The 19,720-nt window shown below is 66.2% G+C and carries 21 protein-coding genes and 1 tRNA gene; 11 read left to right on the plus strand and 11 right to left on the minus strand.

What is annotated here, in order from left to right:
* Window positions 1–79: 79 nt before the first annotated feature.
* From C7T96_RS01115 to C7T96_RS01155, 9 genes are all read right to left on the minus strand, one after another.
* On the minus strand, window positions 80–493 hold the full coding sequence (locus C7T96_RS01115) for a hypothetical protein (protein ID WP_106569332.1): 414 nt from the start codon (window positions 491–493) through the stop codon (window positions 80–82).
* Entirely contained in the window at window positions 490–1,200 is a 711-nt protein-coding gene (locus C7T96_RS01120; protein WP_106569333.1) for an ABC transporter ATP-binding protein, read from the minus strand. The genes C7T96_RS01115 and C7T96_RS01120 overlap by 4 nt, the downstream gene beginning before the upstream one ends.
* Window positions 1,201–1,203: 3 nt before the next feature.
* Entirely contained in the window at window positions 1,204–2,340 is a 1,137-nt protein-coding gene (locus C7T96_RS01125) for an ABC transporter permease (RefSeq protein ID WP_106569334.1), read from the minus strand.
* The gene (locus C7T96_RS01130; protein ID WP_106569335.1) at window positions 2,337–3,497 is read right to left on the minus strand and encodes an efflux RND transporter periplasmic adaptor subunit; all 1,161 of its coding nucleotides are present in this window, start codon (window positions 3,495–3,497) and stop codon (window positions 2,337–2,339) included. Before C7T96_RS01130 ends, C7T96_RS01125 begins: the two co-directional genes overlap by 4 nt.
* Window positions 3,494–4,060 (minus strand): TetR family transcriptional regulator, encoded by a 567-nt coding sequence (locus tag C7T96_RS01135; protein WP_245414033.1) that lies wholly within the window; start codon window positions 4,058–4,060, stop codon window positions 3,494–3,496. Before C7T96_RS01135 ends, C7T96_RS01130 begins: the two co-directional genes overlap by 4 nt.
* 318 nt (window positions 4,061–4,378) lie before the next feature.
* Entirely contained in the window at window positions 4,379–5,104 is a 726-nt protein-coding gene (locus C7T96_RS01140; protein WP_106569337.1) for an ABC transporter permease, read from the minus strand.
* Window positions 5,104–5,568 carry a YqaA family protein gene (locus tag C7T96_RS01145; protein WP_106569338.1) on the minus strand — a complete coding sequence of 155 codons (465 nt, stop codon included), beginning with the start codon at window positions 5,566–5,568 and terminating at the stop codon, window positions 5,104–5,106. The genes C7T96_RS01140 and C7T96_RS01145 overlap by 1 nt, the downstream gene beginning before the upstream one ends.
* Window positions 5,550–6,863, minus strand: coding sequence for an MFS transporter (locus C7T96_RS01150; protein WP_106569339.1), 1,314 nt, complete (start codon window positions 6,861–6,863; stop codon window positions 5,550–5,552). The genes C7T96_RS01145 and C7T96_RS01150 overlap by 19 nt, the downstream gene beginning before the upstream one ends.
* Window positions 6,863–7,144 carry a metal-sensing transcriptional repressor gene (locus C7T96_RS01155; protein WP_106569340.1) on the minus strand — a complete coding sequence of 94 codons (282 nt, stop codon included), beginning with the start codon at window positions 7,142–7,144 and terminating at the stop codon, window positions 6,863–6,865. Before C7T96_RS01155 ends, C7T96_RS01150 begins: the two co-directional genes overlap by 1 nt.
* Before the next feature lie 103 nt (window positions 7,145–7,247).
* Between C7T96_RS01155 and C7T96_RS01160 the strand changes: the two genes are divergently transcribed.
* Genes C7T96_RS01160 through C7T96_RS01170 form a run of 3 tightly spaced genes read left to right on the plus strand, consistent with a single transcriptional unit; the run spans window position 7,248 to window position 9,166 of the window.
* The gene (locus tag C7T96_RS01160; RefSeq protein WP_106569341.1) at window positions 7,248–7,637 is read left to right on the plus strand and encodes a hypothetical protein; all 390 of its coding nucleotides are present in this window, start codon (window positions 7,248–7,250) and stop codon (window positions 7,635–7,637) included.
* A 47-nt stretch (window positions 7,638–7,684) separates the two neighbouring features.
* On the plus strand, window positions 7,685–8,422 hold the full coding sequence (locus C7T96_RS01165) for a HupE/UreJ family protein (protein ID WP_106569342.1): 738 nt from the start codon (window positions 7,685–7,687) through the stop codon (window positions 8,420–8,422).
* Between the two features lie 12 nt (window positions 8,423–8,434).
* Entirely contained in the window at window positions 8,435–9,166 is a 732-nt protein-coding gene (locus C7T96_RS01170) for a hypothetical protein (RefSeq protein ID WP_106569343.1), read from the plus strand.
* Between the two features lie 146 nt (window positions 9,167–9,312).
* Here the strand turns inward: C7T96_RS01170 and C7T96_RS01175 are convergent.
* Window positions 9,313–9,402, minus strand: a tRNA-Ser gene (locus C7T96_RS01175).
* 342 nt (window positions 9,403–9,744) lie between these two features.
* Here C7T96_RS01175 and C7T96_RS01180 point away from each other — a divergent pair.
* From C7T96_RS01180 to C7T96_RS01200, 5 genes are all read left to right on the plus strand, one after another.
* Entirely contained in the window at window positions 9,745–10,938 is a 1,194-nt protein-coding gene (locus C7T96_RS01180; RefSeq protein WP_106569934.1) for a septal ring lytic transglycosylase RlpA family protein, read from the plus strand.
* 278 nt (window positions 10,939–11,216) lie between these two features.
* Window positions 11,217–12,329: a D-alanyl-D-alanine carboxypeptidase family protein gene (locus tag C7T96_RS01185; RefSeq protein ID WP_106569935.1), complete on the plus strand. Its 1,113-nt coding sequence runs from the start codon at window positions 11,217–11,219 to the stop codon at window positions 12,327–12,329.
* A gap of 148 nt (window positions 12,330–12,477) precedes the next feature.
* A complete protein-coding gene (locus C7T96_RS01190; RefSeq protein ID WP_106569344.1) occupies window positions 12,478–13,443 on the plus strand; it encodes a glycosyltransferase in 966 nt (321 codons plus the stop codon).
* Complete coding sequence (locus C7T96_RS01195; protein ID WP_106569345.1) at window positions 13,440–13,826, plus strand: GtrA family protein; 387 nt, start codon at window positions 13,440–13,442, stop codon at window positions 13,824–13,826. Before C7T96_RS01190 ends, C7T96_RS01195 begins: the two co-directional genes overlap by 4 nt.
* Window positions 13,823–14,422 carry a hypothetical protein gene (locus C7T96_RS01200; RefSeq protein ID WP_106569346.1) on the plus strand — a complete coding sequence of 200 codons (600 nt, stop codon included), beginning with the start codon at window positions 13,823–13,825 and terminating at the stop codon, window positions 14,420–14,422. The genes C7T96_RS01195 and C7T96_RS01200 overlap by 4 nt, the downstream gene beginning before the upstream one ends.
* A gap of 18 nt (window positions 14,423–14,440) precedes the next feature.
* Here C7T96_RS01200 and C7T96_RS01205 read toward each other — a convergent pair whose 3' ends face one another.
* Complete coding sequence (locus C7T96_RS01205; protein ID WP_146149123.1) at window positions 14,441–16,195, minus strand: hypothetical protein; 1,755 nt, start codon at window positions 16,193–16,195, stop codon at window positions 14,441–14,443.
* A 163-nt stretch (window positions 16,196–16,358) separates the two neighbouring features.
* On the opposite strand from C7T96_RS01205, the gene tmk reads away from it, so the two are divergent.
* The 3 genes from tmk (at window position 16,359) to metG (ending at window position 19,715) form a co-directional block, all read left to right on the plus strand.
* Complete coding sequence (tmk, locus tag C7T96_RS01210) at window positions 16,359–17,018, plus strand: dTMP kinase (RefSeq protein ID WP_106569348.1); 660 nt, start codon at window positions 16,359–16,361, stop codon at window positions 17,016–17,018.
* Window positions 17,015–18,067 carry a DNA polymerase III subunit delta' gene (locus C7T96_RS01215; protein ID WP_106569349.1) on the plus strand — a complete coding sequence of 351 codons (1,053 nt, stop codon included), beginning with the start codon at window positions 17,015–17,017 and terminating at the stop codon, window positions 18,065–18,067. The genes tmk and C7T96_RS01215 overlap by 4 nt, the downstream gene beginning before the upstream one ends.
* Before the next feature lie 97 nt (window positions 18,068–18,164).
* Window positions 18,165–19,715 carry a methionine--tRNA ligase gene (metG, locus tag C7T96_RS01220; RefSeq protein WP_106569350.1) on the plus strand — a complete coding sequence of 517 codons (1,551 nt, stop codon included), beginning with the start codon at window positions 18,165–18,167 and terminating at the stop codon, window positions 19,713–19,715.
* The last annotated feature ends 5 nt before the right edge of the window (window positions 19,716–19,720 follow it).

Raw genomic sequence — 19,720 nt, forward strand, 5'->3', positions numbered from 1 at the left:
GCAGGTTCGGCGCAGCGAGAAAGGGGCCAGGCGCGGTCGCGGCCGCTCCCTTGCGAGCGCGCGTTGTGAGGCATTGCGCTCAGCCACCAGCCGAATGCTTGGTGGGAACATGCCGCATAGCAACGGCCGCGATCAGGCTCCAGACGACCAGACGCAGGCTCATTGCGCCGATCGTCCGGGTCTCGAACGCACCGCCCTGAAACACATACAGGCCGAACAGCGCGAACACTATGCCGATAGCTGCAGCCAGGGCCACGGCCAGCAGGGGCGCCCATCGTCGTTTCATGGCGATGCCGACACCGGCAAGGACATAGGCGAAACCCGACAGAAAATTGAACCACAGCACGAACGGCACCACGTTGCCCGCAGCTTCCTGTGCGGCCGTGCCGCCGAACAGCACCCAACCGCCCGAAACGATCGTCAGCGCGCCGAACGCCACCGCAACGCCCGCCGCGGTCCTGATCGGCCATTTTCCCGACGACTGCGCCTTCACGTCTCTTTTTCCTTTTGGGATTGCAGGATGCCGTCGCGCAGATGGAACAGCCGGTCGAACCGGTCATAGATTTTCTCGTCGTGGGTAACGGCGACGATGCAGGCGTCGTGTTCGGCGGCCAGCTTGCGCAACAGGTCCATGACGATCCCCGCACGTTTGCTATCGAGCGCGGCGGTCGGCTCGTCCGCCAGGATGATGCGCGGCCTGTTGGCGAGGGCGCGGGCGATGGCCACGCGCTGGGCTTCGCCGCCCGACAGAAGCGCCGGCATGGCCGCGGCGCGGTGGCCGACCTCCAGATAGTCGAGCAGTTCGGCAGCACGTGCCTGTGCCACGGCCGCCGGTTTTCCTGCGAGTGTCAACACCAGGGCGACGTTGTCGCGCGCGTTGAGGAACGGCAGCAGATTGTGGAACTGGAAGATGAAGCCGATCTTGTCGAGCCGCAGCCGGCGCAGGTCGCCGCGCAGCCAGTGGTTGTCGAACACCACCTCTCCATCCAGCGTCACCCGGCCTTCGGTGGGGGCGATGATGCAGCCGATAACGTTCAGCAGCGTCGTCTTGCCCGACCCCGAGGGGCCGAGCAACGCCACCACCTCGCCCCGACGCACGGTCAGGTCGATGTTGCGCAGCGCATCGACGCGCGTCGCGCCCGCGCCGAAATGTTTGGAGACGCCGGCGATCTCGACCAGGGGCTCGCGAAGCGGGTCCATGGCTCAGCCACCGATCGCCGTTGCGGGATCGACCTTCAGCGCCGCCCGCACGCCAAGACCGCTGGCCGCGATGCAGACCACGACGATGATGCCTGCCAGCGCTGCCGCGTTCACCGGCTCCAGCACCACGCGGCGGGGGAAATAATCCTTGATGAGCAGGATCAGGATCAGGCCGAAGCTCCACCCGATCATCCCGAGCGCCAGGGATTGCTGCACGATCAGGCCGATAATGGTGCGATCCGGGGCGCCGATCAGCTTCAGCGTGGCGATCTGCTTCAGTTTTTCCATCGTCATCGTGTAGATGATCAGGGCGATCACCACCGCCGAGACCGTCAGCAGGATGCCGAGGAACAGGCCGATCTGCCGCTTGGCCCGATCCACGACCGAACCGATCAGGATCTGTTCCTGTTGTGCCTGCGTTAGGGCGCCCAGATGTTTCCACTGTCTCACTGTCTGTGCCACGTCTTGCGGATCGGCGGTCGGCTCGATCCGGGCGATCACCGCCGCCACGGTATCGGTGCTTTCCAGCAGCCCTGCGCCGCGCGCGGTCTGAACCCGCTGGGCCGGCGGGGCCAGTTGCGACTGCAGGGTCTGTGCGTCGGACAGGGTGATGAAGGCTGCCGGATCGCCGGCGGAGTTCATCACATCCTCGACCAGGCCGACCACCGCAAAACTATCCCGCCCGAGGCGGATCCGATCACCGATATTAAGGCCGGTCTTGCGGTCGGCAACCAGTTCAAAATGGGTCCGGGTGATGCCGCGCCCGTGCGTGATCGTCTGCGGCCCGCCGGGGTGGCCGGGCTCGAAGCCGATGACGTAGAGGCGCAGCGTCTCGCCGGCATGGTCGGCCTCGACCGTCTGGTAGGTGATGCTGCCCGCCTCGGCGACGCCGTGCAGGCGGGCGACCGCGTCGCGGGTGCTGCCGGGGATTTTCGAGGCTTCCGCGAACGGCCCCTGTGTTCCGGCTTCGACGACCCACAGATCGGCCTGCGGCGCCTTCACGATGTTCAGCGCGTCGGCCACCAGCCCGTTGTAGATGCCGATCATCGCCAGCACGACCGCCATCAGCAGGCTGAGGCCGAGGCAGGTCAGCAGGAAACGAAACAGATTGTGGCGCACATCCCGGTAGGCGAGGTTCATGGCGCGTCCCCCGTGACGCGGGCCATCCGCCCCTCCGACAAACCCTTAAAAGGAGCCGCGACGACCTTGGCGCCCTCCGGCAGGCCTGAGACGATTTCAGCTTTTGCGTTCTCGGTCCGGTGACCGAAGATCATTTCGGTCTCCGCCAGCCGTCCGTCCTGCACGATCCACACGCGGCCTCGATGGCCGTCGAAACCGCTGATGGCGACCTCGGGCACCAGCAACGCCTCGGGCAGGGTCGCGACGGTGATCGCGACCTCGGCCTGCTCGCCCAGAAAAATTTCGGCCGGGCAGCGGCCGCAGGCGATCCACACGCGCCGTTCCTCGTTCACGCGGTCGCTTTCGATGCCGATCCGCGCGACCGTGCCGGTGAAGACCTCGTGCGGCAGCGACCGCAAGCGCACCTCCGCCGGCTGGCCGACGGCGATCGAACCGGCGCGCGCCTCGTCGATATAGGCCAGCGTCCAGACGGTGCCGGGGTCCATCAGCGTGAAGATCGGTTCGCCGGCGCGCACCACCGTGCCCGCCTCGGCATGCCGCGTGACGACGACCGCATCGAACGGCGCGCGCAGCACGTGATGATCAAGCAGCGTCCGTTCATAAAGCAGCGCGGCCTCGGCGTCGGCACGCTGCGCCTGCGCGACCTTTACCTCGCTTTCGGCGACGGCCAGATCGGCGGCGGCCACATCGACGTCGCGCTGTGCCTCTTCGGCGGACTGCGCCGAGATCGCGCTGCGTTCGGCCAGCGCCTGTCGGCGATCGTTGGTGGATCTGCGCTGCGCCAGCACGGCCCGCGCCCGCACCACATTCGCCGCCGCCTTGCTCGATGTGGCGCCGGCGGCCTCCACCGCGGCCTCGGCGCGCACGACGCGCGCCTGCTGCTCGGCGGTGTGCAGCCGGGCCAGGATCTGTCCCCGGCCGACCGCGTCGCCGCTGTCGACGGCAAGCTCGGTCAGGGCCGCGCCGACCTCGAATCCGATCCGCGAGACGATGCGCGCCTCGACCGAGCCGAGGCCATAGACCCGCACCGCCACGTCGCGCTCGACTGCGGCGACGGGAACGGCGAGGGGACGTTCGGTGAGAAACAGATATCCGGCGGCACCGATCGCGGCGGCCCCAGCCAGGGCCAGCAACCAGAAAAATCCACCTCGTGTCATGGTGCGGGCTCCTGCGATGCCGTGAGGCGAAACAATGTCAGCTGGGCATCGAGCAGCCGCGCCCCTTCGGTTTCCAGCGCGAACAGGCGATTGCCGAGCGCCCAGCGGATCGCCAGTCCCTGCACCAGCGAGATCAGCAGGATCGCCCCGTCATTGGGGTCCACGTCGCCGCGGATCAGGCCCGCCTCGCGCGCCGCGGTCAGCTCGGCCCTAAGCAGGGCCTGAAAGCGCATCATCAGCGAGCGGAAACGGTCGCGCAGCGCGGCGTTTTCGCTCTGCAGCTCGCGCGAGTGCAAAATGGCCGGGATCGCAGGATGGCTCTCGATCTGCCGCAATTGGGTCCGCACCAACAGGGCAAGCCGGTCCAGCGGCGCGGCGCTCTCGGCAAGCGCGGCCCGCCATGCCCGGCTCATCGTCGCGTCGATCGCTTCGGCGACGGCCTGCCACAATGCCTGTTTGGTCGCGAAATGCCGGAACACCCCGGGCTGCGTCAGCCCGACGGCATCGGCGACGGCCTGCGTCGTCAACCGGTCGGGCCCCAGCTCGTCGGCCAGGCGCAGCATGGTGGCGACAATCTCGGCCTTGCGGGCGGCGGCAGTCTTTCGGACCATTTTGAGGCCCCTAATGAGTGACTGCTCACTAACTAATAAAAATGCCGCGCGCGTTCAAGGTCTGGGGAGCATGTCTGCGGGGCGGACCAGGCTGCGTTTGGCGGGCCGAAGACGAAGAAACGGAGAACTACACCTACGCTATAGCCCTATAAATTGAGACGAGAATGGCCACAGGAGGCGCGAAGCTGACGAGCAGCTTTTGGTCCGAACCCGGCGAAAGCCGACGTGAAATTGGGTGCCGTCAGCCAAACCGCGTACGCCTCATCGGCTCTACGGCATTATGTCGGCCGCCGCCAGCACCGTCAGGGCGACACCGCTGACTGCCAGCACGCTCCGACTAGCACGCTCCATCAGGTGTGGTCTTTCGGTCAGCAGGCTGAGAAGACTCCCTTTGAAGACCAGTGCTGCAATCGCTACCGACGATAACGTGAGGGCTACGCCCGCCATCATAACAACGGCGAATGCAATGCCTGCCTCTGGCACGTTGCGGGACACCGCGAAGGTCATGACGAACAGGGTCAGTGGGCACGGGATCAAACCGGCCATTGCACCGAAGGCCGGACTGGCGTGGTGCTCCTGTTGACGCTTTGGCCGAATGGCCGTGACGATCATCCAGATGCCGACCACTATCAGAAGAATGCGACTGATCTGCTCAAGCACCGGCGCGCGGCCCGCTTCGGCTCCGAACCCGAACCGGATCAGCGGCAAAGATAGGAGCACGATCAAGACCGACATCGTGACATGTGTGAAGGAGAGCGCCAGCGAGGTTGCAAGCGCACGCCGGATGGAAGTGGTGGACCCGGCAAGGTAGGTGGCAAGCACCGCCTTGCTATGACCGGGCGTCAGGGCATGCGCTGCACCGAACAGGATGCCCATAGGCAGGTAGACGGCCAACTCCGACCAGTCGCCGGTCGAAGCGAACGATCCGATCCTGTCCGCGAAGGCGAGGTATATTTCACGCTGGAGCGCGACGAGTTGCTGGTAGAACTGCCACATCACAGCAGCCCCAACGTGATCGCCGTCAGCACGAGATAGCGTCCGGCCTTCGCGATCGTCACGAGCAGCAGGAAGCTCCAGAACGGCTCGCGCAGCACCCCGGCGGCCACGGTGAGCGCATCGCCGCCGATCGGAGCCCAGCTCAGGAGCAGGCTCCAGCGGCCCCATCGCCTATACCAGCCGGTTGCACGGTCGAGGGCCTGTTCGCTGACCGGGAACCAGCGCCGATGACGGTAACGCTCGACCCAGCGGCCGAGCAGCCAGTTGGTGACGGAGCCGAGTACGTTGCCGATGGTCGCGACGATGACCAGCAGGGCGGGCGATTGCTTGCCGATGACGAGCAACCCGACCAGAGCAGCTTCGGATTGAGCCGGAAGGATTGTGGCGGCGACGAAGGCGACCGCGAACAACCCGGCGAGCGAGATCAGGTCTTCCACGTTTCCGGTCAGCGCTCGCGCGGCCATGCGAGGTGCGTATCGTCGATCACATAGGCATGAGCGTGGCGACGCCCGTGCCCAGCCTCCGCAAGATGCGGATGGTTGGCCGGGAGATCGTCATGGCTATGCTCCATGACCTCGGGATCGTCCGCCGGCCAGACAGCATAGCCGATGCCAATCGCGACGGCGGCAACGGCGGCGAGTATGATCGCCGTGAGCGGTAGGCCGAGCGCCGCGCCGGCCCAGCCGGCGAGCGGATAGGCGATCAGCCAGCAGGCATGGGAAAGCGCAAACTGCGCAGCGAATAGCGCCGGGCGGTCCTCGGGATTGGCCGACCGTCGCAGCAGCCGGCCGGATGGCGTCTGCGCGGTCGAATAGCCGAGACCGAGCACGAACCAAAGCGGCAGCAGCCAGCCATATCCGGGCAGCACGGCAGCCGCCAGCGTCCCTACCGCCAGAAGCGACGCCCCCGCCAGCATGGCGGTGCGGTCGGGCACCGATTCCAGCAGCTTCGGCAAGGCCAGCGCGGCGATCATCGAGCCGCCGCCGAAAGCCGCGAGCGCAAGCGCCGTCGCCTGATTGTCCAGCCCGAAGGCCGCCTGCACGTAGACCACGGTATTGACGATCACCAGCGCGCCCGCCGACGCGACGGCAAGGTTGATGGCGAGCAGCCCGCGCAGGCGCGGCGTCGCCAGATAGATGCGGATGCCGCGTGTCGTGCGGTCGTAGATGCCTCGCGGCTTCGACGGCTTCGGGCTGGGCAGCACGACCGACACGACCAGCGCCGCCGATATCAGGAAGCCGACCACCGTGCCGGCGAACAGATTGTGGAAAGAGATGAAAGCGAGCAGTGCTGCCGCCAGCATCGGACTGACGACGCTTTCCAGATCGTAGGCGAGCCGGGAGAGCGAGAGGGCGCGTGTGTATTCCTTCTCGTCGGGCAGAATATCGGGGATCGTCGCCTGAAAGGTCGGCGTGAAGGCGGCCGAGGCCGATTGCAGCACGAAGATCAGCACATAGACCTGCCAGATTTCGGTGACGAAGGGCAGCAGGACCGCCACGGCCGCGCGGATAAGGTCGAGCGCGACCAGCATGGCGCGGCGCGGCACCCGTTCGGCGAAGGCCGACGCAATGGGCGCGACTGTCACATAGGCGATCATCTTGATGGCGAGCGCCGTCCCGAGCACCGCTCCCGCGTTCTCGCCCGCCAGTTCGAAGGCGAGCAGGCCGAGCGCCACGGTTGTAAGGCCCGTCCCGACCAGCGCGATGACCTGCGCGAGAAAGAGGTGGCGATAGGTGCGGTTCTTGAGGATCGCCAACATCACAGATACTTCGCTATTTCCTTGAACTCGTCGATGGACCGCCGCCGGTCGCGAGCCAGCGGCCCCACCACTTCCTCAAGGCAATGGTCGAGGTGGTCCTGGATCAGCGTCTTCTTGGCCTGCGCGATGGCCTTCTCAACGGCGTGGAGTTGCTGGGCGATATCGAGGCAGGAGCGGCCGGCCTCGATCATCTCGATGACGCTGCGCAGATGACCATCGGCGCGCTTCAGACGCTTGACGATCTGCGGGTGAGTTTCGTGAAGGTGAGGTGCCTGATCCATGCAACTATGCTATCTCCCCGCAGGGGATATGCCAAGCCTTTCTCACTCTCGCCTCCTTGCCGCGACAAAGAATTCTTAAGATTTTGGTGAGAAACCGTTAATCATGTCGAACCGGGTCAACAGAGCGGTGCTGTGCCTCGTCCTCGCTGTCGCGATGGCGTTCGGCTCGCTGTTGCCCCATGCTTCACACTCCCCGTCGCACGATCCCGTCGCCCTCGCTGCGGTCGAGGCGGAACGGCACGCCCAGCTCGAAGCGGAAATCGCCGAGCACGGCCATAGCCATGACGACGGCGAGGACCACGAGCAGGTGGCGGGCCATTCGCACGGCCATAACCCGGCCGACCATTCGCACGAGACGCCGACAACGCCGCCGGGCAGCTCGCCGGACGTGCCAACGCTTGTGCAGGCTATCGTGCCAACGTCGCCCGACGCGGCGCATCTCGGCGCGAGCTACCGGCTCGAACGTCCGCCGAGACCGATCGTCATCGCCTGATCGCGGCCGCACGCGCGGCCAGTTCACCGACGACGATTGGAGTTTCCATGCAACGACCTTCCCACGAGGGTCCGCCACGCTTTGCGCGTGGACGGATCGCCCTCACCATGCTCGCCGTCCTTTTTGGGTCGGCAGCGTTTGCCAGCCCTGCCTTGGCGCATGCCGTCGCCGAGGGCGACAAGGGCTACATTCAGGAAATCACCGGGGTTCACCTGATCCCCTTCATCTATCTCGGGGCCAAGCACATGGTCACGGGATACGACCACATCCTGTTCCTGCTCGGCGTGATCTTCTTCCTCTACCGGCCGAAGCACATCGCCACCTATGTCAGCCTGTTCGCCATCGGCCACTCCGTGACGATGCTGGCGGGTGTCTATTTCAACATCGGCATCAACAGCTACATCATCGACGCCATCATCGGCCTGTCGGTCGTCTACAAGGCGCTCGACAACATGGGGGCCTACCAGCGCTGGTTCGGCTTCCAGCCCAATACCAAGGCCGCGACGCTGATCTTCGGCTTCTTCCACGGCTTCGGGCTCTCGACCAAGATCATCGAATACGAGATTTCGCCGGACGGACTGGTGCCGAACCTGCTCGCCTTCAACGTCGGCGTCGAGATCGGCCAGCTTCTCGCGCTGTCCGCCATCCTGATCGTCATCAGCTACTGGCGCTGGAAACCGAGCTTCTGGAAGAACGCCTACACGATGAACGTCGCGATGATGGTCGCCGGCTTCATGCTCACCGGCTACCAGATCGCCGGCTTCTTCTTCGCTCCGGCCGCCTGAAAGGACTGACCCATGTATAACACCGACCTTCCCCGCCGGGCGGAACTGCCGACCTCGGCGCAACTCAAGCGCTCCACCTGGATCGCGAGCGTCACGGCTGCGGCCATCCTTGCCTTTGTCGTGCTGCCGTCCGAATACGGCGTCGATCCCACCGGCGTCGGCGGCGTTCTCGGCCTGACGCAGATGGGCCAGATCAAGATGCAGCTCGCCGAGGAAGCCGCGCAGGACGCGGCGAATATGGCTGCCAGTGCCAACGCAGAACTGATCGCCCGGCTCGACCGGATCGAGGCAACGCTTCAGGGCTTGGCGACAAGCGCTCCCGCATCAATGCCAGCCGCCGATCCGCTTGCCGGGTTGATCGAAGGACAGCCCGCGCAGGAACAGGCGGCGCTTCCTGCCCCACAGCAACAATCAGTCGCCCCAGCGTCCGAATGGAGAGACGAGGTGTCCTTCGTCCTGACGCCCGGCCAAGGAACGGAAATCAAGCTGGTGATGAACGAGGGCGAACGTGCCCGTTTCCATTGGACAGCCAACGGAGCGGTCGTGAATTACGATACGCATGGCGATGGCGGCGGTCAGTCGGTTTCCTACGAGCAGGGGCGCGGCGTGCCGGAGCAGGAAGGCGAACTCGAAGCAGCCTTCACAGGCAATCATGGTTGGTTCTGGCGAAATCGCACGGATGCCGATGTGACTGTTACTCTCCGAACCGGAGGGACATACTCGGAAATGCGCCCGGCAATGTAGCGGGCGAAATTGCGCGGCCGGATCAGACCGGCCGCGCATCGTCAGATTTATCGGGCTGTAGCGTAGAATCGGCGGCTTACTATCTCACCGGATGGAAAGCGGTGATCGGCGGCAATATCGCGCCATAGAGGGCGATCGGCGGTGTTTGGCGGAGGGAGTGGGATTCGAACCCACGGTGACATCGCTGCCACGCCGGTTTTCAAGACCGGTGCCTTAAACCGCTCGGCCATCCCTCCGGCCTCGGCCCGTTAATGCGCGATGCCGGCCTGGTTTGCAAGATTGGCGGTTTCGGCGCCGTCCGTGCGGCGGCGCGCGCGGACAGGGCGGACGGGCGGTGCGCCGCCAAACCGGTTGGCGCGACCGGAGGCGGCGAACAGCGCCCGCCCATATGTCGAAAAATGGGTCGGCGCGGTCACAAAATCGCCCCGTTCTCGCCACAAGGGATTAAGAGCACGCTAAGCAGTTTTTTGGTACTGGTGGCGCTGTCGGGCGCGAGAGGGTTGTCCGATCGGTGTCGATCACGTACCGCAAGGGTGTTGCCGCGGTTTCGAATGACGGTTTCTGGGGACGGTTTTTCCATGTCATTGCACTTGCGCCGGCGTCTGCCGGCGTCCATCGCCCTGATCGGTGCGGCCGCGTTCGTGGCCTCGTGCGCCGGCGATCCCACGCCGAAGGCCTCGGTCGCCAGCGCCGGGTCGAAGGAATATTTTTCCGAAGCCGAATACGGTGTGAAGGCCAGCCCGAAAGTGTCGACCAAGCGCTCGGGGCTGAAGCGCGGCGGCGGCCGCGACCAGACCGGCAAGCCCTACAAGGTCAAGGGCAAGTGGTATTATCCCAAGGAAGATCCCGACTACGTCAAGGTCGGCGCGGCCTCCTGGTACGGCTCGGCCTTCCACGGCCGGCTCACCGCCAATGGCGAAGTCTACGACATGACCCATCTCACGGCCGCGCACCCGACCATGCCGCTGCCGAGCTATGCCCGCGTCACCAATTTGAAGAACGGCAGTTCCGTCGTCGTGCGCGTCAACGATCGCGGCCCGTTCGCGCGCGGCCGGGTCATCGATCTGTCGAAACGGGCGGCCGAGATGCTCGACTACACCCATTCGGGCGTGGCCAAGGTCAAGGTCGAATATGTCGGCCGCGCGCCCCTGCACGGCCAGGACGATCAATATTTGATGGCCTCCTACCGTCCTGGCGGCCAGGACGGCGGTCCGCAGGAAATCTCGCCCGGCGTGATGATCGCCATGAACGGTCCGACGCCGTCGGCGCCGGTCTCTGCCCTCGATGCGGCGACGCGGGCCGGCCCGTTGCGCGCCACGGTCGTCGACGGCGATCCGCTGCTGCCCGCGCTCGGTCCGTCCGTGCCGGAGCGCCCCTTGCCCGGCGGGCTCGCCGCCCCGGTGGCGGTCGCGGCCCTGTCTTATGCCGACCGGCGCGTGGCGCGTGCCGCCGGCGCGTTCGACACGCTGCTGGCCGGACAGGGGTCCGCGCCGGTCGCGCCCGCCGCGCGCAGCGGCAAGGCCGACCGGCTGGAGCGCCCGCAGGCCGGCGGCGCCTATATCGCGGTCGGCACGTTCGCCAGTCGCAATGAGGCGCAGAGCGTGATCGCCGCGCTCGCCGCCCATGGCCGGCCCGAACTCATCGAGGACCGCAGCCAGGGCGCGCCCTGGTACACGGTCAATCTGCGCCCAGACGGCCGCGCCGGGCTCGACGCCATGCTGCGCCTGGCCTGGGCGGCGGGCGCGGAGCAGGCGCTAACGGTGCGCGACTGACGTTCGTCCGTTTGCCGATCGGCCCTTCCGGCCGGCGGCGCCCCGATTGGGGGGCTTGCGGTCGCGGGGCGCTTGCCGGCGCCAACCAAAACTCCATTCCACCCGGCCGCTTCCATTTGGCGATGAACGGTTCTAGGTTCGCCCGGGGCTTTCGGACGGTGCCCGCGCGCGCTTGACGCGGTACGGGGCGCGGCGCCGCGAGGACACGGGGTGTTGGCGTGACATATGCGAAATTCCGGGCGGTCGTGACCGCCTTGATCGGCGTTTTCGCCGTGGCGATGGCGTTGTCGCCGCCCGCCTGGGCACAGCTTTTCGAAACCCGCGCCCAGTCCGCCTTCATGATCGACGCCGAGACCGGCACGATTTTGTTGTCCAAGGACCCCGATGCGCTGATCCCGCCGGCCTCGCTCGCCAAGCTGATGACCATGGAGGTGGTGTTCAATGCCGTCAAATCGGGGCGGCTGTCGCTCGACGACGAATTCCTGGTCTCCGAAAACGCCTGGAGGACGGGTGGCGCGCCGTCGGGCACCTCGACCATGTTCGCCGAGCTCAAATCCTCGATCCGGCTGGAAGATCTGATCCAGGGCGTCATCGTCCAGTCGGCGAACGATGGCTGCATCATCATCGCCGAGGGCATGGCCGGCTCGGAGGAGAATTTCGCCCAGCTGATGACCGAGCGGGCGCGCGCGATCGGGCTGGAGAAATCGGTGTTCAAGAACTCGACCGGCCTGCCGGCCGACGGCCAGGTGGTCACCGTGCGCGAACTGGCCCGGCTGGCGCTGCATATCTGGCGCGAATATCCGCAGTTTTATCGCTATTACGCGCAGCCCGACTTCACCTGGAACAACATCAAGCAGTCGAACCGCAATCCGCTGTTGAAGATGGATATCGGCGCCGACGGGCTGAAGACCGGCTACACCGAGGAATCGGGCTACGGCATCGTCGGCTCGGCCAAGCGCGGCAATCGGCGCCTGTTCGTCGCGCTTAGCGGCATGTCGAGCGCCAGCGTGCGCGCCGAGGAGGCGCGCAAGGTGCTGGACTGGGGCATGCGGGCGTTCGAAAAGCGCGAGATTTTCGGCGCCGGCGAGGTGGTCGGCGAGGCAAAGCTGTTCGGCGGCGCCAAGACCGGGGTGGCGCTCAAGGCCGACGGGCCGGTCTCGATCTTCATCCCGATCACCAATCGCGACCGCCTGATCGCGCGCATCGTCTACGAGGGGCCGGTCACCGCGCCGGTGTCGGCGGGCACGCCAGTCGGCGCGCTGAAAGTGTGGGTCGGCGAGACGCTCAGCCAGGAAACGCCGCTTTTCGCCGCCGAGGATGTCGATGTCGGGCCTCTGCACCGGCGCGCGCTCGACGCGATCGAGGAATTGCTGATCGGCTGGCTGCGCTGACGCGCCGGTCGCCGGCGCCGGCCCGTGGCATCGAAATCGCCGCGGCCGCTTTCATCTTGGCGGCTTTTCGGGCAAACCGGAACGATGCCGGGGCGCGGTCCCGCCGATCCGCGCCGCCATCCGGTGGCGTCAAACGGTCGAAGATGAGATGAACCTGTCGCACAAACAGCTCGTCATCGTCACGCCGGTCTACGAAGACCGCGACGCCGCGGCGCGCCTGTTCGGCGAACTCTCGGCCCGCTTCGGTGCGGCGCTGTTCGTGATCGCCGTCGACGACGGCTCGGTCCGCCAGCCGCTCGACGTCGAAAGCCTGCGCGCGGCCGGGCTCGACGGGGTGGTTCTCAGGCTGCGGCGCAATGTCGGCCACCAGCAGGCAATCGCGATCGGGCTCGGCTACGCGGCCGATCATATCGGCCCCCAGCACGAGGTGGTGGTGATGGATTCCGACGGCGAGGACATGCCCGAGACCATCCCGCGCCTGCTCGACCGGCTGCGTGGTGGCGACGTCGACGTCGTGGTCGCGCAACGCGAAAAGCGGGTCGAAACGATCTGGTTCAAGGCGTTTTACGCCATCTACAAGCGGTTTTTCGGCCTGATGACGGGCCGCGCGATCTCGTTCGGCAATTTTATGGCGCTGAAGGCGCATGCTGTCCGTCGCCTGGTTTCCATGCAGGAATTGTCGGTCCATGTCGCCGGCACGGTGCTCGCGTCCAAGCTGCGCACGGGCTTGTGCGCGCTGCCGCGCGGGCCGCGTTATGCCGGGCATTCAAAGATGAATTTCGTCGGCCTGACGCTGCATGGTTTCAAGGGGCTGATGGTGTTTGCCGAGGACGTGCTGGTGCGCGTCGGCATCGCCTGCACGCTGACGGCGGCGCTGTCTGTCGTTGGCGCCATCGTGGCGGTGGGGCTCAAGCTCGCCGGCTTTTCCACGCCGGGCTGGTTTTCGGTCGCGCTCGGCATCCTGGTACTGATCTTCCTGCAGACCGGCGCGCTGGCGCTGATGACGCTGATGCTGACCGGCGTCGTGCGCGGCGGCACCATCGCCAGTTCGATCGCCTATCTGGCCTTTGTCGACGAGATCTTCGAAACCGGTCAAAAGGTCGAAACGCCGTGAGCGCGCGTTTTCGCGAAGTGCTGCGTTACGTCGTCAACGGGCTCGCGGCGACGCTCGTGCATTACGGTGCGCTAAGCTTCAACCTGGCCGTGCTGGACATCCCTTCGGCGGGGCTCGCCAATTTTCTCGCCGCCATCGTCGGCATCACCGCCTCTTTCCTCGGCAGCCGCTATTTCGTGTTCCGCAAGACCGAGGAGCCCATTCTGCGCCAGATGGTCAAATTTGGCGGGCTCTATGGTGCGATCGCGCTGCTGCACGGCCTCGTGCTTCTGGTGTGGACCGACTTTCTCGGTCACGATTTCCGCATCGGTTTCGTGATCGCGACCGCGATGCAGGTCAGCCTCAGCTATGCCGGCAACCGTTTTCTGGTGTTCGTGCGATGAAACTCGCCTATGCGGTCCTGCTGAGCCTCGTCTATGTGGTTCTGCTGCTTGGCTTTTACGCCGTCCATGTCCGTTTCCTGCCCGTCGATGTGGTGCTTTACAGCGCCGTGCAGGACGCGCTCGCCGCGCTGGCGGTGCTGGTTGCGCTGGTCGTGGCGCTGCGGCGTTTTTTGCCCTTCACCGGCTTTGAGGCCCTGCTTCTCGTGGTTGTGTGGTTTTTGGGCGGTTACGCGTTCGCGATCTCGGTGCCGACCGTGCTCGACCGGTCGCTGTCCTTCTACATCCTGGAAAAGCTCGAGCAGCGCGGCGGCGGTATTCGCCGCGACGCGATCGGGCAGGTTTTTACCGAGGAATATCTGCCGGAATACCGGCTGGTCGACGTGCGCCTGACCGAGCAGCTCGAATCCGGCACCGTGGTGATCGAGGGCGGATGCGTGAAGCTGACCGCCCATGGCAAGAGGCTGGCCGCGGCCAGCCGGTTTTTCCGCACCCATCTTCTGCCGCGCAAGCGGCTTCTGGCGGGTGCCTATACCGATGCGCTGATCGATCCGTTCAAAAACAGCCCCAAAGGCAGGATCGGCTACGAATGCGGATAGGCGGCCGGCGCACCGGCTTTACCGCGCGGAGAGGCAGGCGGCGTCCAACAGCAACTGGCGCGGGCTCCGCGCGACCGTGCAGCGCGTCTCAAGCGGCTTGAAGAACGGCGTCTTGCCCGCCTCCAGAAACCGCAGCGCCGGCGCCACCGCCGGCACGCTCTCCTGCCAGCGGCGCAGCCGGTCGCGCTGGTGCCTTTCGCCCCGGTCGACGAGCACATAGTCGATGCCGCTGTCGCGCGCGAAGGCTGTGAAGGCGTCGGGCGTGACTTGATAAAGGGCAAGCACGGTCTGGGTAATGCGCCGATAAAGCAGGTCGTGATAGGTTTTTTTGTAGGGGATCATCAATTCGTACGCGGCGTAGACGCCGCGCGAGGAAAAGGCCGGCACGAGATCGAGCTCGCGCGAAAATCCGCCCACCAGCGTGTCCTTTGGCGTCTGGCGCAGATAGGCATGGATGGCGGGCGCCTTGGAAAAAAACATCGCACTGGTTGCCACCATCGCCACCGCCACGATCAGGCCCGGCGTGAACACGAGCGCCCGCGCCGCCTTCGACCAGCCATGACGCCGGAGCCGCCGTGCGCCGCCGATGACGGCGGCGGCCGCGAAAGGCAGGACGACGAGCACGAAGGCGGTCTTGACGGCGTTGTGGCCGTAACGGCTCGGCTCGTGCAGCCTGAACAACAGCAGCAGGGCGAGACTGTGCAGGATGAGGCCGGCGGCGAGAACGGCCAGCGCGACGCCGGCCAAGCGCGGCGGCGGCTCCGGCAGGCCGAGCCGGCGCATCGGCCGCGCCGCGCGGCCGTTGGCGATCGCCCAGGCGAGGCCGAAAAAAAGCGCGAGCAGTAGGCCGGCGACGAGGCCCCGCCAGGGCGGGGCCAGCGTGCGAAAGCAGAAGGTGGCGTAACCGTTGCGATTGCACCACAGGCCGAGCGCGCCGTCCGCCTCGAAAAAGGCGAGCCGCCCGCCGGGCGAGAAGATCGCGGCCTGCCGGGCTTGCTCGAGCGAAAAGGTCGGGCCGAGGGTTGCCAGTTCGCGCATGAACACCAGCCCGCCCGCAAGGGCGGCGATGCCACCGGCCGCAAGCGTGACCAGCGTCCTGCGATCGGTCGCAACGAAGGGAAAACCCGGTTTCAGGCAAAGCAACGCCATCGCCAGGCCGCTGACGGCCACGGTGGCGGGATAGAGGCCGGTTCCGACGAACAGCGCCGCGGCGGTCAAGACCGGACGGCGGCGCAGAAAGGTCAGCAGCGACAGCGCGATGATGATCACGCCGAAGGTTTTCGGCAGCCCCACCGCCGCGGTCGGGCCGCCGAGCACGAGCGGGGCGATGGCGCCGACCAGGGCCGCGCCGCGCCGCGAGGGCCACAATTCGTAGGTCAGCAGATAGACCGAAAGCGAAAACAGCGCCCCGAGCGCGGCCATCATGACCAGCAGATGGACAAGCAGCGCGTCGGCGCCCAGCAGGGTGAACGGTCGGTAGAGCGCTTCATAGGCCCACGGCGTCAGCGTCCTGAACTGATCGGCGATCGCGTCGCCGGCAAACAATGACGGGTCGGCCTGCTGGCGCAGCCAGATCACGAAATGGCGGGCATCGTCCTGAACGATCAGCGGCCAGCGCGCGGCGCTCGCCGCCGCGATCGCCAGCCACACCAGCGCCCATCCCGACATCGCCAGCAGCGCGCCCGAAAGCGGGGTGCAGTCCGCGGGTGGCGCCAGCCGGTCATGCTGGGGCCGGGAGCGGTCCGGTTCGGCGCCCGGGGTGTTCAACGGCAATCCACCCTTCCAGATCGTCTCACGGGGCCGCTATGACACAGCCGCCCCGGGCGGACAATATTGGGTCCGCTCCGCTCGGGCGGCGATCGACGCGCATGCATGGATTTTGCCGGCGCGTGGCAGTAAGAAGGCGGCCGACAGCCGAAGAAAGGGCGGATCGGCCGTGCAGCGCGGATTGTTCATCACCTTCGAGGGCGGCGAGGGCGCCGGCAAATCGAGCCAGATCCGCATCCTGGCCGATACGCTGCGCGCACAGGGCTACGACGTGCTCGTCACGCGCGAACCCGGCGGCTCGCCGGGGGCCGAGGCGATCCGCCACGTGCTTTTGTCGGGAGGGGCGGAGCCGTTCGGACCGGCCATGGAGGCGATCCTGTTCGCCGCCGCGCGGTCGGATCATGTCGAGCAGGTGATCCGCCCAGCGCTCGAGCGCGGCACGATGGTGTTGTGCGACCGGTTCATGGATTCCTCGCGCGTCTACCAAGGCGTCACCGGCGAACTCGATCCCGGTTTCATGGCCGCGCTGGAACGCGTCACCGTCAACGAGACGATTCCCGACCTGACGCTGATTCTCGACATCGATCCGGTCGAGGGGCTCGATCGGGCCAATGCGCGCCGCGGGGAAGGGGAGGCCGACCGCTACGAAAAGGAAACGCTGGACATTCACCGGCGGCGGCGCGATGCATTTCGCGACATCGCCCGCAACGATCCCGAGCGCTGCAGGGTGGTCGACGCGTCCGCAAGCGAGGAGGAGGTCGCCGCGACCATTGCCGGTCACGTCGCCGATCTGCTCGAACGACACGAGATGGTGGCAGCCGAAAAATGAGCTTCGAACGCAGCGCCGTGCTCCAGCACGACACGCTCGACGACATTCCAGAGCCGGCGGAAAACCCGGCCCTGTTCGGTCACGAGGACATGGCCGCCCGCTTCGCCGCGGCGTATCGGGCCGGCAAGCTGCACCACGCGCTGGTGCTGGCCGGACCGCGCGGGATCGGCAAGGCGACGCTGGCGTTTCATCTCGCCTATCATCTGCTGCGTTATGCCGAGGCCGCCGATGCGCCCGACACCCTGGCCGCGCCGGATCCCGAAACGACGCTGTTCAAGCTGATCGCCAATGGCGGGCATCCCTCGATCCTGCATCTGACCCGCCCGGTCAACGAGCGCACCAAGGCATTCCGCACCGCGGTTACGGTGGAGGAGATCCGCAAGGTGCAGCGTTTCCTGTCCTTCACCGCCCACGACGGCGGCTATCGGGTGGTGATCATCGACCCGGCCGACGATATGAACCAGAACGCGGCCAACGCTCTGTTGAAGAACCTGGAAGAGCCGCCGGCGCGCACCCAGTTCATCCTGATTTCGCACGCTGCCGGGGGGCTCCTGCCGACCATCCGCTCGCGGTGCCAGATCGTGCGGTTGCAGCCGCTGGCCGAAAGCGCCTTCGGCCGCGCGCTGACGGGTCTCGGCATCGCGCCGCAGGACGCGGACGCGGCCAGGGCGCTCATGGAACGCGCCGGTGGCAGCGTGCGCGAGGCGATCCTGCTGACCCAATATGGCGGATTGGAAATCGCCGCGGCGATCGAGGAGATCGCCACCGGCGCAAGGTTCGACGTGGCCAAGACGTGGCGGCTTGCCGATGCGGTCGCCGCGCGCGACCAGACGATGGCCTTTTCGCTTTTCAACCGTCACGTTCTCGACCATGCCGCCGCGCTCGCGGTCGAGGCCGCCCGAACCGGCGCGCTGGCGCGGGCGGATGCGCTGTCGCAATTCTGGCAGGACGCCAACCGCGCCATTGTCGAGGCGGAGACCTACAATCTCGACAAGCGCCAGCATGTCGCCGGGCTGATGCGGGCCATGCACGCCGCACTCGGCGGCTGATCCGCCCAGCGGGCGGTCGCGCGGCCGATTGCAGGATGGCCATGACAGCCGCAATGCGCTATCCCACCGCCGTCACTTTCTTCGGACAGACTTTTCCATGGCCAACGACAATTTCTACCTGACAACGCCGATCTTCTACCCGAACGGCAAGCCGCATATCGGCCACGCCTATACGGTGATCGCCACCGACGCGCTGGCGCGTTTTCACCGGCTTGACGGCAAGGACGTGTTTTTCCTGACCGGTACCGACGAGCACGGGCTGAAAATGCAGCAGACGGCCGAAAAGGAAGGCGTTTCGGCGCAGGCGCTGGCCGACCGAAACTCGGATATTTTCCGCACCATGATCGCGGCGCTCGGCGGCTCCAACGACGATTTCATCCGCACCACAGAAGCACGCCACAAACAGGCCAGCCAGGCGATATGGCGGCGCATGGCCGACAATGGCGACATCTATCTCGACCGCTATACCGGCTGGTATTCGGTGCGCCAGGAGGCCTATTTCGACGAGAGCGAGACGACTGTCGGCGAGGACGGCGTGCGCCGCGAGCCGCTCGGCTCGCCGGTCGAGTGGAACGAGGAGGAAACCTATTTCTTCCGGCTGTCGGCCTACCAGGAACGGCTGCTTGCCCATTACGAGGCCAATCCCGACTTCATCGGCCCGGCCGAGCGCCGCAACGAGGTGATCAGCTTCGTCAAGTCGGGCCTGCGCGACCTGTCGGTGTCGCGCTCGACCTTCTCCTGGGGGGTGCCCGTGCCGGGCGACGAAAAACACGTCATGTATGTGTGGGTCGACGCGCTGACCAACTACATCACCGCCTGCGGCTTTCCCGACGAGAACGCATCGAAATGGCGCTACTGGCCGGCCGATGTGCACATTATCGGCAAGGACATCGTGCGTTTCCATGCCGTCTACTGGCCGGCCTTCCTGATGTCGGCGGGGATCGAATTGCCGAAGCGGGTCTATGCGCACGGCTTCTTGTTCAACAAGGGCGAGAAGATGTCCAAATCGGTCGGCAATGTCGTCGATCCGTTCGCGCTGATCGAGCATTACGGCCTCGACCAGGTGCGCTATTTCTTCCTGCGCGAGGTGCCGTTCGGTCAGGACGGCAGCTACAGCCACGACGCCATCGTCAATCGCTCGAATGCCGACCTGGCCAACGATCTCGGCAATCTGGCGCAGCGCTCGCTGTCGATGATCGCCAAGAATTGCGCGGGCAGGGTGCCCGACAAGGCCGCGCTGACGGAAGCGGATCAGGCGATCCTTAATCAGTGCGACGGCGCGCTCGTTGCCGCCCGCAAGGCGATTGCCGACCAGGCGATCCACAGCGCGCTCGCCTCGATCTTCGGCGTGGTGTCGGAGGCCAACCGCTATTTCGCCGGCCAGGAGCCCTGGGCGCTGAAAAAGACCGACCCGGAGCGCATGCAGACCGTGCTTTACGTGACGGCCGAGACGGTGCGCCGGGTGGCGATTTTGTGCCAGCCCTTCGTGCCGGATGCTGCGACCAAACTGCTCGACCTGCTGGCGGTCGACCCCGCGCACAGGCGCTTCGCCGATCTCGAGCGGGCGCTGGCGCCGGGCGATCCGCTGCCGCCGCCGGCGCCGGTGTTTCCGCGTTATGTCGAACAGGACCGCGCGGCGGCCGGCTGACAACG

It is taken from the genome of Nitratireductor sp. StC3, assembly GCF_003015025.1.
Classification (GTDB): Bacteria; Pseudomonadota; Alphaproteobacteria; order Rhizobiales; family Rhizobiaceae; genus Mangrovimarina; species Mangrovimarina alexandrii.

Excerpts from the sequence above, each read along its gene's own strand:
- C7T96_RS01150 (WP_106569339.1), bottom strand. The coding sequence starts at position 6,863 with ATGTTGGCGATCCTCAAGAACCGCACCTATCGCCACCTCTTTCTCGCG.
- C7T96_RS01130 (WP_106569335.1), bottom strand. The coding sequence starts at position 3,497 with ATGACACGAGGTGGATTTTTCTGGTTGCTGGCCCTGGCTGGGGCCGCC.
- C7T96_RS01160 (WP_106569341.1), top strand. The coding sequence starts at position 7,248 with ATGTCGAACCGGGTCAACAGAGCGGTGCTGTGCCTCGTCCTCGCTGTC.
- C7T96_RS01135 (WP_245414033.1), bottom strand. The coding sequence starts at position 4,060 with ATGCTGCGCCTGGCCGACGAGCTGGGGCCCGACCGGTTGACGACGCAG.
- C7T96_RS01215 (WP_106569349.1), top strand. The coding sequence starts at position 17,015 with ATGAGCTTCGAACGCAGCGCCGTGCTCCAGCACGACACGCTCGACGAC.
- C7T96_RS01185 (WP_106569935.1), top strand. The coding sequence starts at position 11,217 with ATGGCGTTGTCGCCGCCCGCCTGGGCACAGCTTTTCGAAACCCGCGCC.
- C7T96_RS01170 (WP_106569343.1), top strand. The coding sequence starts at position 8,435 with ATGTATAACACCGACCTTCCCCGCCGGGCGGAACTGCCGACCTCGGCG.
- C7T96_RS01145 (WP_106569338.1), bottom strand. The coding sequence starts at position 5,568 with ATGGCCGCGCGAGCGCTGACCGGAAACGTGGAAGACCTGATCTCGCTC.
- C7T96_RS01190 (WP_106569344.1), top strand. The coding sequence starts at position 12,478 with ATGAACCTGTCGCACAAACAGCTCGTCATCGTCACGCCGGTCTACGAA.
- C7T96_RS01200 (WP_106569346.1), top strand. The coding sequence starts at position 13,823 with ATGAAACTCGCCTATGCGGTCCTGCTGAGCCTCGTCTATGTGGTTCTG.
- C7T96_RS01155 (WP_106569340.1), bottom strand. The coding sequence starts at position 7,144 with ATGGATCAGGCACCTCACCTTCACGAAACTCACCCGCAGATCGTCAAG.
- C7T96_RS01165 (WP_106569342.1), top strand. The coding sequence starts at position 7,685 with ATGCAACGACCTTCCCACGAGGGTCCGCCACGCTTTGCGCGTGGACGG.
- C7T96_RS01180 (WP_106569934.1), top strand. The coding sequence starts at position 9,745 with ATGTCATTGCACTTGCGCCGGCGTCTGCCGGCGTCCATCGCCCTGATC.
- C7T96_RS01125 (WP_106569334.1), bottom strand. The coding sequence starts at position 2,340 with ATGAACCTCGCCTACCGGGATGTGCGCCACAATCTGTTTCGTTTCCTG.
- C7T96_RS01120 (WP_106569333.1), bottom strand. The coding sequence starts at position 1,200 with ATGGACCCGCTTCGCGAGCCCCTGGTCGAGATCGCCGGCGTCTCCAAA.
- metG (WP_106569350.1), top strand. The coding sequence starts at position 18,165 with ATGGCCAACGACAATTTCTACCTGACAACGCCGATCTTCTACCCGAAC.
- C7T96_RS01140 (WP_106569337.1), bottom strand. The coding sequence starts at position 5,104 with ATGTGGCAGTTCTACCAGCAACTCGTCGCGCTCCAGCGTGAAATATAC.